The organism is Microcoleus asticus IPMA8 (genome assembly GCF_013179805.1).
In the GTDB taxonomy this organism is placed as follows: Bacteria; Cyanobacteriota; Cyanobacteriia; order Cyanobacteriales; family Microcoleaceae; genus Microcoleus; species Microcoleus asticus.
Window position 1 is genome coordinate 50,539 of sequence record NZ_SRRZ01000019.1, and the last position, 12,567, is coordinate 63,105.

The following is a 12,567-nucleotide window of genomic DNA, read 5'->3' on the forward strand; positions in this document are numbered from 1 at the left end:
ATATTCAGGTAAGCTGCAATACTTGAGAGGTAGCATGAACCAGGCAACCGAAAAGATTGTCCTTCCCTCTCCCTTCCCCGACCACACGAAACTGCCAGAGGAAGATGGCTCTTTCGTGAAGAATTTTCAGGAGCATCCCCAGAGCATTATTTTGACTGATTCTATCGGGTCGGTGTTGCAACGGCTTCATCCCGATCGGCAATATGCTATAGGGCAAGACAGTGGCATCTACTGGCGAGAAACAGACCCGCTTGAAAAGGGAGCGGAAGCTCCTGATTGGTTCTACGTGCCGAACGTGCCACCAAGACTAGGAAATCAGATTCGTCGCTCTTACGTGCTGTGGCGGGAATTCATGGCTCCGATGATTGCTTTGGAGTTCGCATCGGGAGACGGTTCACAAGAGCGAGACACAACGCCGTTATCGTACTCAGAAGTCGAATCGGCGCCAAGACCTGGGAAGTTTTGGGTCTATGAGCGGATCATGCGGATTCCGTATTATGGCATCTATGAGATCAATAGTGGCAGGCTGGAGGTTTACAGCCTGAACAATGGGTTTTACCAGCAGTTGCTTCCGAACTCGCGCGGTCATTATCCGATCGCGCCAATGGGCGTAGAATTAGGACTGTGGCAAGGCAGTTATCAAAACCAGACAATGCTGTGGCTGCGGTGGTGGGACAGCGAGGGCAATTTGCTGCTGACAGGTACAGAACGAGCTTCCTTAGCAGAGCAGGCTTTGAGTGCAGAAGCCCAAGCGCGGCGGGATGCCATCCCTCGGTTGTTGGCAATGGGATTGAATACACAGCAAGTGGCAGAAGCACTCGGTTTATCAGTAGAGGAAGTTAGGCAGCATTCACAATCTTAATGTCGATTTTTATTAAGAAGTCAAAACATCGCCGATTTTAACTGTGCCGCTGTTGATAATTTTGGCTAAAACTCCGGTTTGTGCGTGACCGAATTCCTTTTGGAGTAAAGTGAGTAGGGAAATATCCCGATCGCCCGTTTCTGGATTCACTTCTATATTGACACAGCGACCGATTCGTGCTGTAACTTGTATGCGCGCTGTGCCTAATTGAAACTGTTTTCCGATCAACTCAAATTCTGACCAAGCTGCCATACCGTCTAGCACAATGTTCGGGCGAAATCGGCCCACGTCAATGTTTTGAAGAGCGATTTCTGTTAATTGGTCTAATGTGGCTTGACTGAGTAAAGAAATGTGTACTGGTTCTCGATCGGGATAACGAGTTTCGCCGCTGCTGTCGCCGACTAATTGCAAAGGTGCAAACTGCGGGTGTCTCGCTTCTTTTGTGGGTTCAATTGCCGCCAAATATTCGGTGAAAAAAGTGCCGATGCGATCGCGCCCCGCTGCTGTGTTTGTTTCTGCGGATAACACTGCAACTCCTTGACGCTGGACTGTTAAAACGGCCGTTTCCGGTTGATAATGACATTCTAAAGCTGCTAACAGAGGCCAATCATTTTGGACGGCAAAATGTTTTTTGCTCATCCAAGGGACATTTTGGGCAGACATCTTTGCAGCTTCAATATTATCTGCAAACATGAGGGCAAAAGCTCGATCGCCCTTAATTCCGTGTCCGGCTGTTAAAGCAAACTCCGACATTTCTTGCGGTGTCAGCCCTTTAATGGGATAAGTGAATAACTGTTTTATGGTTGCTAATGTCATAAAAATTTCCAAAGTTACTACAATTTTAACTCTCACTCTTTTCCCCCCTTATTAAGGAGGGCTAGGGGGGTCTAAGCTAATTCAAAAACCTTAATAAAATTGCTATAAAAACCCTATTAAGCTAGCAATTCATAGCGACGGATATCTGGAGGTCCAACGGCCAAACCGTCTAATTTATGCACGGCGTCTTGAATGTGAGCTGAACCGAGATGTAGTTCGAGCAAAGCTGCACTTTCCCACTCTTCAACAAACGTAAAATCTGTGGGCTCGGCTTGATTTTGCAGGAGTTCGTATTTGATGCAGCCTTTTTCTTTGCGAGTTGGCTCCATAATGCTCAGCAGCAGAGATTTAAGTTCTGCTACTTTGTCGGGAAAGGCAGCGAGGCGGGCGACTACTCGCAAGGTTGTTTTGGACATAGGAGAAAAAAGAAACAGATATGACAATCGAATTTACCGCTTGCTATGAGGCAAACTCAACAAAACACAATTTTACTTAAAATAACCTAAAGAGGTCGATCGGTCAATCGATTTTAGATTTGAGATTTGAGATTTGAGATTAAAGAATTGAAGCATTGACCCCACGGATAAATTCGGGGGTTCCTTTATCGGATACAGGTTGTTTATTTCTGGACGGATGAATCCGGGGGCTTGTATCCTGGATGCTTTCGGTCAACGGTACTAAAATCAGTCCAGCAGGCGCTTAAGTCTCAGAAACTCGGTTTCTTGCCAAATTCTTCGTTACTAACCGCAGAGCGTCGTATAAACCGGGTTTCTCGATCTATTTTGGCAAATACCGGAGGAACTCAATCTTTGGGATAAAATCGCTTCTTTTCTGTAGAATATTCCCAGGCGAGATCCTCCGGGTCTTTTTCGCGACTCCACTGAGCAAACTCCGGCTTAACTTTCCACTTGCCGATCGTAGTTGCGTGAACTTTGAACCTGCGGGAGAGTTCCGTCTGAGTAAAAGAGATTTTGGGTTTTTCAGGAGTCTTAGTTTGAGCAATGGGGAATAAATTTGGTTTTTTCTCTTGTGCTTTTTCCCGATTTGTGGGAGGCTCTTGAACAGCTATTCCCGCATTAGGTGTTTCGCTTTGATTGACAGGTGGAGCTATTTGAAAATAATACAAAATTCCGCCTTGTTCCGTCACTTCAAACTCCGCTGCAAACTCAGAAGCCCGTTCGTCGAGATACTCTTGAACCTTTTCTCCGGGGAGTTTCGCATTCATCGCCAAATCCAAAGCCGTAACTCGCCCTTGATTTTCCTTGATCAACTTGTAGAAAACCGAGTCTAAATGAGCGAGTTTGTGTTTTTGCTGCTGCTGGTAGAGCTTGTAAGCCCAAGCAATGCCCGCTGTGGTGGCGATCGCCCAAAACATCCCTCCCGACTCGAAACTGGCAACCGCCGTCAAGGAAATAGGCAAAAGCAGGGTAAGATATCCCCAAATGCTGCCCTTCTTTAGGTTATTGCTGTTTTTGACCATAATTCCTAAACAGGTACGTAGTTTAGCTTAGTAGAGCGTGTCTGAATGCCGCGAAAGTTTTTCGACAGTCGATATATCGATCGGCCCGCTGACACACCGAAAAACGGATACTGTGCCGCGTACACTCGCCTTGTGGACAATCCCTAATTTTAGACCAAAGTTCCAGCTCTTTTGATTCAATGTCGCAAGTAAATCGAAAATCGAAAATCGAAAATCGAGTGACGCACTCTACGACAAAATCCCAGAATCTACTTTTTTTTGCAACCGAGGGTTCATGTACTTTTTTCGCAAACAGATTGCCATCCTGCTGATAGTTGTTGCTTGCTGTACGCTGACGATTAGTTGCAGCGATAGCCGAGCTGTCCAGTGTACTAAATTTACTGAAATTGTCAACAAAGGCAACGCTCTCATTGATGTTGATAAAGACAGCAACGATGCTGCAACGACCGACAATTTAGCTAAAAATTTGAACCTGATAGCGACTGAACTTGAAGATCTGCGAATAACAGATCCAACCCTCAAAGAAATTCAGGAGCCATCGGTTAAATCCTTCCAGGAAATTAGTCAAGCACTCGGCGACATCAGCAAAAGCCTTCAGGCTGGAAATCTCGCTTCTACAAGTATAGAAGGTCGAGAGCAAATCCAAACAGCTCAAGCAGATATTATTAGAGTCGGCCAACAGGCGAATCAAGCAGCCGCAAATCAAGACGCTTTGACTAGCAAACTGATTAATTATTGTAAGAGCAGTTCCTAACGATTAATAGTTTTGAGTTTTGAGATTGCCACGCGAGCCGCGAACAAGGCTGCGCCGTGCATGAGTTTTGGAAGGCGTCGCCTTCACCGGACATCTACTAATTCCCAATTACCCATCCCCAATTATCCATCCCCAATTTTAGTGATGAATTTCTAGATTCAAAATATAGCGACCGAGTTGCACTTTCTCCGACCACAACTCATATTCTAACCGCAGGTGTTCCGGTTCTGGCGTTCCTGTCAGCGTCAAGTTGCGAGTGAAGTTGCGGAGTCTCAACTGTTCGGGAGTCGCCAGCGATTCGCCCTGAAGCCAATAACGGCTCAGGCCGTACATTCCTCGTTCCCAGCAGTGCCGGTAACTGTATTTGCCGTTTCCTTGCATGGTCATAATGACTCGATAGGGTGAAACTTCTAGCCAGAGCAACCGGGGTTTTGTAGTTGGGGGTAAGATTGTAACTTGCTCGGCAGATGCGTCGGAGTCGTCGGAAAATTGGCGATCGATTATGGCTGGTTCGTGCAACAACAAGTGAAAGCGATCGCGGTCTTTTTGATAAAGCGTACCAGCGGTTTCAACGACTGACCACAAAGGTAAATCTGTGGATACTAGCGATAAACTTACAGGCTTGCGGTGATGCGTCAGCATAAACAAAAGTGCAGGGGTTGTTGTGGATCGGGCGGTTTGAGATTTGAGACTTTAGATTTTAGATTGGCTGGGTTCCAAATTCCGGAGCTTTTGCTTAAAAGAATGAAAAATTTACAACTCGGAATCGAAAATCTAAAATTGTTTAGTCAAATTTCAATCATCTGGTCGATAACTGAGAGCAGAACATGAAATCTGGGCAGATACACGGATAGTATTTGTCAGGATCGCCTATAGAGGCTAGAAACCCGGTTTCTACGAAATTTGGCATTTAGTAATGATAAATATACGAAGAAACCGGGTTTCTGAGGTCGCAAGTGCGATCGCGAACTATTTGTGAAATTAAGGTAAAATCCGTGCAGTTGCGCCCGCTTTCTCTTGTCGCTGACAACTGACAGCGCACTGTCCCGGCGAGTTTAATCAGCCTTGGAGTTAACCGGACACATTGGGAAAAAACCCGCAGGCATTCCAGAAGACGACTGACTTAGGACTGGGAAAAAGGTAGGATAGCTAACGCCATCCCATCCTAGTTTATCTCAATGCAAGCTGACATTATAACTACTTCGCTTCTTGACAAAAACCAAACTTTAAGCATTCAAAAACCGGACTCGGGCTTGTCGCTGGTCGGGAGGATTCGAGTTCCGGGCGATAAGTCGATTTCTCACCGAGCTTTGATGTTGGGTGCGATCGCCCGAGGTGAAACTACAATTGAAGGATTGCTGCTAGGAGAAGACCCCCGCAGCACTGCTAAATGTTTCTCGCTCTTGGGAGCCAAAGTTTCTGAACTCAACGCGGAACGGGTGACAGTCACGGGCGTCGGAATTGGCGAGTTAGAGGAGCCTGTGGAAGTCTTGGATGCAGGCAATTCCGGCACGACGATGCGGCTGATGTTAGGAATTTTAGCCTCTCATCCGGGGCGTTTTTATGCGGTAACGGGTGACAGTTCTTTGCGATCGCGCCCGATGTCGCGCGTCATTAAACCGCTGCAACAAATGGGGGCGCAAATTTGGGGTAGAAAGAGCAATTCTTTAGCTCCTTTAGGGATACTCGGACAGCAGTTAAAACCGATTCACTACCATTCTCCGATCGCCTCGGCTCAAGTTAAATCTTGCATTTTGCTCGCCGGTTTGATGGCAAGCGGAGAAACTACAGTCACAGAACCCGCTCTATCGCGGGATCACAGCGAGCGGATGCTGCGGGCGTTTGGAGCCCGATTGAGCGTCGATCCAGAAACTTGTAGCGTGACAGTCACTGGGCCGACACAACTGCAAGGGCAGAATGTGATTGTACCGGGGGATATTAGTTCGGCGGCATTTTGGCTAGTTGCTGGGGCGATCGTCCCGGGTTCGGAACTCGTAGTCGAAAATGTCGGCGTCAACCCAACCCGTACAGGCATTTTGGAAGCTTTGGAGATGATGGGCGCCGATATTGAACTGCAAAATCAGCGAGAGGCCGCCGGAGAACCTGTAGCGGATATTTTGGTTCGCAGTTCCGGCCAATTGCGGGGATGCACCATTGCTGGCGACTTAATTCCCCGACTGATTGACGAAATCCCGATTTTGGCAGTAGCGGCGATCTTTGCCTCCGGTACTACAATAATTCGAGATGCGGCCGAGTTGCGAGTCAAAGAGAGCGATCGGCTGGCCGTGACTGCTGCAGAACTCAACCGCATGGGAGCCCAAATTTCCGAGTTACCCGACGGTTTAGAAATTACCGGGGGAACTCCTTTAACTGGCGCGGATGTTGACAGCTACACCGACCACAGAATAGCGATGAGTTTGGCGATCGCAGCCCTCAACGCCACAGGTATTACTAACATTCACCGGGCAGAAGCCGCTGCCATTTCCTACCCGGACTTTACCGCCACTTTGCAACAAGTTTGCCATCCAAATTGAGAGCGGGATAGTGGGATAGTGGGAGAGCGGGAGAGGGAGGAGTCCGAGCTTTGGAGAGGGGAGAGCGGGAGAAATCATCTTTCTTCCTTCTTCCCTCTTCCTTCTGTCCTCTTCCTTCTTCCTTCTTCCTTCGCTTAAGAATCTTTACCTACAACTTGTTCTTTTAAAGAATCGATTTCCGTTAACAACTCTTGGCGATTAGAAGCCTTGAGCAGATAGCGGTAAACAAACCAGCCCGTATATCCCATACCAATCAACTCAAAAATTGGAGCTACCAAAGGGACATCATTAAGAGCATCTAAAACTCCCAGCATTACCTTAATGCTAATACCGCCTGCCAGGATTAAACCAACAGTTATGAGAGGCTTTTGGTAGTCAGCAAAAAAATTGGATAGATAGGCTGGAAGTTCCGACAAAATTGTAATAACTTGGTCTTTAATATCTTGGAGCTGGGTGGTCGGTGTTTCTGTGGTTGTCACTGTAGTCATGACCCCCGGTTTGTCCTCCACCAGGTCTACTGTGACGACTTCAGTGACTGTTTGTGTCTCGTCAGAAAAGTTAGCTTGTGTCATTTGATACTTTCTCCGGTGTCAAGTAAAATTGCAGGCTGTGAGTTGCTGGCAGTATAATTCTCAGGCAATTAGCACAGGACTCATGCAGCCGCGACTAATTGATGAGACTAAGGCAGAGCTTCCAAAATTGCAAGCAAAAATAAGGATATAACTTCATTTTAAACAATTCCCCTAGCTGGCAAATCGGTCTTTTGACTCATTTGTTCACTCGATCGAGGTCGATTTGATTCGCGCATGGGCGTCCTTGTTCAAAGTCGGCGATATTGGCGATCGTGGTTTCGGCGATATTTGTCAAAGCTTCCTCGGTGAAAAAAGCTTGATGTCCGGTAATCAGGACGTTGGGGAAAGTCAGCAAGCGCTGAAATACGTCGTCTTGAATGACGTGATTTGACAAATCCTCAAAAAACAGATCCGTCTCTTGTTCGTACACATCTAAGCCGAGGTAGCCAATTTTACCAGACTTCAGTGCTTTGGTCACAGCTTTAGTGTCAATCAACTGACCGCGGCTGGTATTGATCAGCATCATCCCCGGTTTCATTTGCCCGATCGCCTCTACACCGATTAAATGGTAAGTTTCCGGTATCAGCGGACAGTGCAGGCTGACAATATCAGAGGCGGCGAACAGTTCCGGGAGTGCGACGTATTCCATCCCTAGGGCGAGGCAATCGGGGCTTTGGAAAACATCGTATCCTAGCAGTCGGCACCCGAATCCGTGCAAAATTTTGGCAGTAATTTCGCCAATTCTGCCAGTTCCGACGATTCCCACCGTTTTGTCGTGGAGGTCAAAGCCCAACAGGCCGTCTAGGGCGAAATTGCCTTCGCGGACGCGGTTGTAGGCCCGGTGGATTTTGCGGTTGAGGGACAAAATCAGAGCGACTGCGTGTTCGGCGACGGCGTAGGGAGAATAAGCGGGAACTCGGAGGATAGTTAGGTCTAAATCCCTCGCTGCTGCTAAATCGACGTGGTTGAATCCAGCCGATCTCAAAACCAGTAAGCGGACGCCTTTTTCGGCGATCGCCCGCAGCGTTTTCGCGTCCAAGCAGTCGTTAACGAATGCGCAGACGGCCGGAAATCCAGCGGCCAAAACGCTGGTTTCTAGGGTCAGATGCGCTTCAAAAAAAACCAAGTCGTGTTGACCGCCGACATTGGCTGCTGTCAGAAAAGTGCGATCGTAGGATTTGGTATTAAATACGGCTACCTTCATGCTTTTTGCCTGCAAACCCATTAATAGGTGAAAATTCTTTTCAGATTAACTCTAAATTTTAGTAGAACGCCGTTGCCCCAAACAACCCAGTTTTCACCGCGTTCAATATTGAGTTTCGCAACGAGGCATCTCTGAATAAACCAGATTTTTAGCCGTAAGGCAAATTCTGCTTAATTTTTTTAATATAATTGCTTAGACTGTAGTAAAGCGCGATCGTTAATTGTTCATTTTTTAGGAGAAACTCAGATGCCCAAACAAATCAAAAATCAAATTTATGCAATTTTAGAAAAATCAGATATAGGCAATTTATACAGTTTAGTAGACGATATTGTTATCACTTGTTTAATTGTGATAAACGTCGCAGCTTTTATTGCTTCTACTTCACCCGCATTGTCGCACGAACAAAAGTTAATTTTAGAAAATATCGAAATTGTTTCATCCTTAGTATTTACAATAGAATATCTTTTGAGGCTGTGGGTGTGTACAGTCGATAGCAGATACAGCCACCCGCTTTGGGGAAGATTGAAATACGGTCTTACACCGCTAAGTCTGATCGATTTAATTTCAATTCTACCGTTTTACTCATTGCTGTTATTTCCTAATTTAAGCTTCGTTAATTTAATTCGCCTACTGCGCTTGTTGCGGTTGCTAAAAATGAGCCGTTATTCAGAGTCACTCAGAACTCTGGGAGCAGTATTGTACGCTAAAAAAGAGGAGTTAATTGCCACTGCATTTGCAGTCTTTATTCTGTTAATATTTGCCTCTAGCATCATGTATTTTGTTGAAAACGAGGCGCATCCAGAAACTTTTGCGAGCATCCTCGATGCAATGTGGTGGGGAGTTGTGACCTTAACTACTGTCGGTTACGGTGATATTTATCCAATCACTCCTTTAGGGAAATTTTTAGGAGCAATATTAGCATTTTTGGGAATCGGAATTTTTGCGTTACCTGCGGGGCTCATTGCTGCGGGTTTTTCCGAGGAAGTCCAAAGGAGAAAGCAGGAAAAAATGGCGGCAAATTTACAGCAATCTGCTAATTATCAATCGGTCAAAATGCTGGCGGAAATCGAGGCCGGGTTTCAACAAAACCAAAGTGCGATCGCGCTTCACATCGAAAGTTCATCCGAGTTGATGAAAATGTGTGTTTTAATGGCGAAAGAAAAGTTAGGAAATGATTTTCAAAATGAAGAAATTATTCGCGATTTAGCTATTCATTTTTATAATGAAGCAGTTCGCAAATTCGAGCTTTAATGAGAGATATATATTGCCTGTCATTGCGACCTAAGCGTTAGCAGAGTAAGCCGAAGGAAAGCAATCACTTGCAGTTATAACCGAAAGCATCCAGGATACAAGCCCCCAAATTCATCCGTGGAGAAATAAAAAACTTGTATCCGATAAAGGAGCCCCCGAATTTATCCGTGAGGTCAGTCGATTTTAGATTTTAGATTTTAGATTTTAGATTTTAGATTTACTCCACAGATAAATCTGGGAGCTTGAACTAGGGTCTAAAATTTTTATCTTTCCACGACTTAAGTACGTGGCAGCGTATCCGTTTTTGGGCTGGGTCAATGCTTCAATTCTTTAATCTAAAATCTAAAATCTAAAATCTAAAATCGATTGACCGCTTTATGTACAGCACTAATGACTAATGGCTAATTACCAGTCTGGCGGCAAATTGTAATATTCAAGAGTCGATCTATCTTTTAGCAATTCTTGCGTTTCTCGATCGACCTGAATCTGACCGTCAGCCAAAACTAACGCCCTTTGAGTCGTTTTCCCGATCCAATTCAAATTGTGGGACGCGATCAAAATTACCTCGATCGGCAATTGGGACAAAACCTTAGCCAAGTGACGCCGCCACGAGGGGTCGAGTCCGTTGGTCGGCTCATCTAAAATCAAAATTGCCGGCTCTAATGCTAAAATTGCTGCTAATGCTGCCAACCTTCTTTGACCTCCCGAAAGTTCGTGGGCCGAACGGTTGGCAAATTCTAGTAAACCGAATTCGTCTAATAGAGCTAAAGCTCGATCGCGCGCAACTCCCGGCGGCACTCCGTAATTGCGCGGCCCGAACATTACATCCTCCAAAATAGTGGGCATAAATAGCTGGTCGTTAGCGTCTTGAAAGCAAAATCCAATCTGCCTGCGCGCCTGCGATAAAGTCGCCTCTTCCAGCTTTTTTCCCTGCACTCTAATCTCGCCCGATTGAGGCATTTTTAATCCGATTAAGTTTTCGAGCAAAGTGCTTTTTCCAGCGCCAGTTAAACCTAGTAGAGCAACTCTTTCTCCGGGTTGTAAGGTGAAGGAAATTCCTTGCAACACTGGTTTTTGCTGCGGATATCCGAATACTAAGTCTTGTACTTCAATTGTTGGCATCACTTTGAGATTAGTCATCCGATTTTAGATTTTAGATTTTAGATTTTAGATTGAATAATTACTACTCGTTCCCAGGCAGAGCCTGGGAACGCAGATCGGGAGGCTCGGCCTCCAATTTTGCTCCGCAAGAAGCGAGGCCGAGCCTCTGGACATCGGTTCCCAGGCTCTTCATGGGAAGCAGTTAATTACCCATTCCCGATTACCCATTCCCAATTACCGTAAGAAGCTGTTGTTAATGCGGCTGCGGTTAAAATTGTGAATGTCAGCCAGAGTCGCTCTTTTGGTGTCGATTTTGAGTCGGCGGGCAAACTTCCTTGATAGCCGCGAATTAGCATGGCTGCATGAACTCTTTCCGCCCGATCGAGACTTCGCAAATAAAGGGCTCCGATCATGGAAGCACTGGCGTAGCGCAGCCATCCTCCCGTACCCGATAAGCCTCGTAGTTGAGCCGATCTTTTCATCCGGCTGACTTCGGCTAGCAAGATTTCTAAATATTGTCCCGCTAAAAGTACAATCTCTTGCAAGCCTGCTGGTAGGGGTAATCCTTTGAGGGCGATTCCGAAACTGTGGGGCGGCAAAGTTAGCAGAAAACTGTTCATGATCAGCAGGCAAATTAGGGAACGCAGCAACAGAAAACTGGCGCGTTCCCAACCTTGGGGCAGCACTAATAAGGAGAGAAAAAGCAATTCTGCTCCCAATAGTTGCGCTAGGGTTCGCACCGGAGCCCTGAGCCAAAACGACCAAAAAAGTGCGATCGTCCCATAAATCCACAGCCACAGCCAAGCGCCTGTCTTCATAAAACCAATACCGATGACAATTATGAGAGACAGACGCAATCGGAAAGGTATGGAGAGCTTAAGCATTTTTAGGTTTAACCAACTGAGCAATCCCAAAAGCCGCGCCGAAACAGACAGCAGAGCCTAAAACTCCAGCAATGCTAGTACCTATAGGCTGTTCTTCTAATCCTTTAACTGTGTAATCTGCTAAAGGAGTAGGATTTTCGATCGCCACAGCTTCTTTATCTTTAAAGCCGTATTTTTCGGCTACCGCTTCTAACCCGTCAGGCCAACTTGAAGCAAACAGCGAAAGCACCCCCGAAATTAATAAAACTCCGATTATCGGCACTACCCATTTCTGCAATTGTGGCTGTTCTCCCGGCAGCAAATCCGGCCGCACTTTGACGAGATAAGTTAAAACGCCGCCTGTAATTATCCCTTCGCCAATCCCAATTAAAATATGTACGCCTACCATTGCTGGCAATGCGATATTGAGCCCTACTGTTCCAGAAATTGCCAATTGGATCGCGACACAAATCGAAGCAGCCACGACGCTGAGGGCGGCGGCGATACCCGCGGCTAGGGGCAAACGATTTCGGGAACCTCCCAATAGTTGCTGCAACGGCTGCAACAGCCACCAGCCCACCCAAATGCCAACTAGCCCCATGTTAAAAATATTGGCTCCCAGGGCGGTGATGCCCCCGTCGGCAAACAAGACGCTCTGAATTATAAAAACTGTGCTCATTGCCAAAGTGGCTGCCCAAGGACTCCCCAAAACTACAGATGCCAGCGCTCCTCCCAACAAGTGTCCGCTGGTGCCGCCGGCTACGGGAAAGTTGATCATCTGGGCAGCAAACACGAAAGCTGTGGTTAAGCCCATGATTGGGGCTTGCCGCAGTCCAAGACTGGCGCGGGTTCGATTTAGGGCAACTGCAATTGCTGCTACACTTGCTATGCCGGTGGCAATGGCTACTGGCGGTGAAAGAAAACCATCAGGTATGTGCATTGATGTATCCCAAACAAGAGAACTTCCAGCCTTTTAGTCAACTATTTTTTACAAAAATTTACTATCCCCTGTGGGGGTATTTGTGCGATCGAGCGATCGGGGGACTTGTGGCGGGCGATCGCTTATTCGATATAGATTAGCGCCTCAGGAACAGAGTTTTGAGGATGATAATTTTTACATTAAATCATCC

At 46.5% G+C, this 12,567-nt stretch carries 14 protein-coding genes; 5 read left to right on the top strand and 9 right to left on the bottom strand.

Features of this window, described 5'->3' with window-relative positions; translation table 11 throughout:
- Window positions 1-34: 34 nt before the first annotated feature.
- Window positions 35-862: a Uma2 family endonuclease gene (locus tag E5S67_RS07340; RefSeq protein ID WP_172186415.1), complete on the top strand. Its 828-nt coding sequence runs from the start codon at window positions 35-37 to the stop codon at window positions 860-862.
- Window positions 863-874: 12 nt separating this feature from the next.
- On the opposite strand, the gene E5S67_RS07345 is transcribed toward E5S67_RS07340, so the two are convergent.
- The 3 genes from E5S67_RS07345 to E5S67_RS07355 form a co-directional block, all read right to left on the bottom strand.
- Window positions 875-1,678 (bottom strand): MOSC domain-containing protein, encoded by an 804-nt coding sequence (locus tag E5S67_RS07345; protein WP_172186416.1) that lies wholly within the window; start codon window positions 1,676-1,678, stop codon window positions 875-877.
- A 116-nt stretch (window positions 1,679-1,794) separates the two neighbouring features.
- Window positions 1,795-2,094 carry a putative quinol monooxygenase gene (locus tag E5S67_RS07350; protein WP_172186417.1) on the bottom strand — a complete coding sequence of 100 codons (300 nt, stop codon included), beginning with the start codon at window positions 2,092-2,094 and terminating at the stop codon, window positions 1,795-1,797.
- A gap of 386 nt (window positions 2,095-2,480) precedes the next feature.
- Window positions 2,481-3,158: a superantigen-like protein SSL4 gene (locus E5S67_RS07355; protein WP_172186418.1), complete on the bottom strand. Its 678-nt coding sequence runs from the start codon at window positions 3,156-3,158 to the stop codon at window positions 2,481-2,483.
- Window positions 3,159-3,432: 274 nt separating this feature from the next.
- On the opposite strand from E5S67_RS07355, the gene E5S67_RS07360 reads away from it, so the two are divergent.
- A complete protein-coding gene (locus E5S67_RS07360; RefSeq protein WP_172186419.1) occupies window positions 3,433-3,912 on the top strand; it encodes a hypothetical protein in 480 nt (159 codons plus the stop codon).
- 138 nt (window positions 3,913-4,050) lie between these two features.
- On the opposite strand, the gene E5S67_RS07365 is transcribed toward E5S67_RS07360, so the two are convergent.
- Window positions 4,051-4,554: a hypothetical protein gene (locus E5S67_RS07365; protein ID WP_172186420.1), complete on the bottom strand. Its 504-nt coding sequence runs from the start codon at window positions 4,552-4,554 to the stop codon at window positions 4,051-4,053.
- 536 nt (window positions 4,555-5,090) lie between these two features.
- Between E5S67_RS07365 and aroA the strand changes: the two genes are divergently transcribed.
- A complete protein-coding gene (aroA, locus tag E5S67_RS07370; protein WP_172186421.1) occupies window positions 5,091-6,446 on the top strand; it encodes a 3-phosphoshikimate 1-carboxyvinyltransferase in 1,356 nt (451 codons plus the stop codon).
- Window positions 6,447-6,580: 134 nt separating this feature from the next.
- Here aroA and E5S67_RS07375 read toward each other — a convergent pair whose 3' ends face one another.
- Window positions 6,581-7,018, bottom strand: coding sequence for a CAAD domain-containing protein (locus E5S67_RS07375; protein WP_172186422.1), 438 nt, complete (start codon window positions 7,016-7,018; stop codon window positions 6,581-6,583).
- A 196-nt stretch (window positions 7,019-7,214) separates the two neighbouring features.
- Window positions 7,215-8,222, bottom strand: coding sequence for a 2-hydroxyacid dehydrogenase (locus tag E5S67_RS07380; RefSeq protein ID WP_172186423.1), 1,008 nt, complete (start codon window positions 8,220-8,222; stop codon window positions 7,215-7,217).
- Between the two features lie 246 nt (window positions 8,223-8,468).
- On the opposite strand from E5S67_RS07380, the gene E5S67_RS07385 reads away from it, so the two are divergent.
- Window positions 8,469-9,473: an ion transporter gene (locus tag E5S67_RS07385; RefSeq protein ID WP_172186424.1), complete on the top strand. Its 1,005-nt coding sequence runs from the start codon at window positions 8,469-8,471 to the stop codon at window positions 9,471-9,473.
- Window positions 9,474-9,878: 405 nt separating this feature from the next.
- Here the strand turns inward: E5S67_RS07385 and E5S67_RS07390 are convergent, their stop codons facing one another.
- From E5S67_RS07390 to E5S67_RS07400, 3 genes are all read right to left on the bottom strand, one after another.
- Window positions 9,879-10,613, bottom strand: coding sequence for an energy-coupling factor ABC transporter ATP-binding protein (locus E5S67_RS07390; RefSeq protein ID WP_172186425.1), 735 nt, complete (start codon window positions 10,611-10,613; stop codon window positions 9,879-9,881).
- Window positions 10,614-10,780: 167 nt separating this feature from the next.
- Complete coding sequence (locus tag E5S67_RS07395; protein ID WP_172186426.1) at window positions 10,781-11,458, bottom strand: energy-coupling factor transporter transmembrane component T family protein; 678 nt, start codon at window positions 11,456-11,458, stop codon at window positions 10,781-10,783.
- Complete coding sequence (locus E5S67_RS07400; RefSeq protein ID WP_172186427.1) at window positions 11,451-12,377, bottom strand: energy-coupling factor ABC transporter permease; 927 nt, start codon at window positions 12,375-12,377, stop codon at window positions 11,451-11,453. The genes E5S67_RS07395 and E5S67_RS07400 overlap by 8 nt, the downstream gene beginning before the upstream one ends.
- Between E5S67_RS07400 and E5S67_RS07405 the strand changes: the two genes are divergently transcribed.
- Complete coding sequence (locus E5S67_RS07405) at window positions 12,377-12,517, top strand: hypothetical protein (protein ID WP_216670268.1); 141 nt, start codon at window positions 12,377-12,379, stop codon at window positions 12,515-12,517. The genes E5S67_RS07400 and E5S67_RS07405 overlap by 1 nt on opposite strands.
- Window positions 12,518-12,567: the final 50 nt, after the last annotated feature.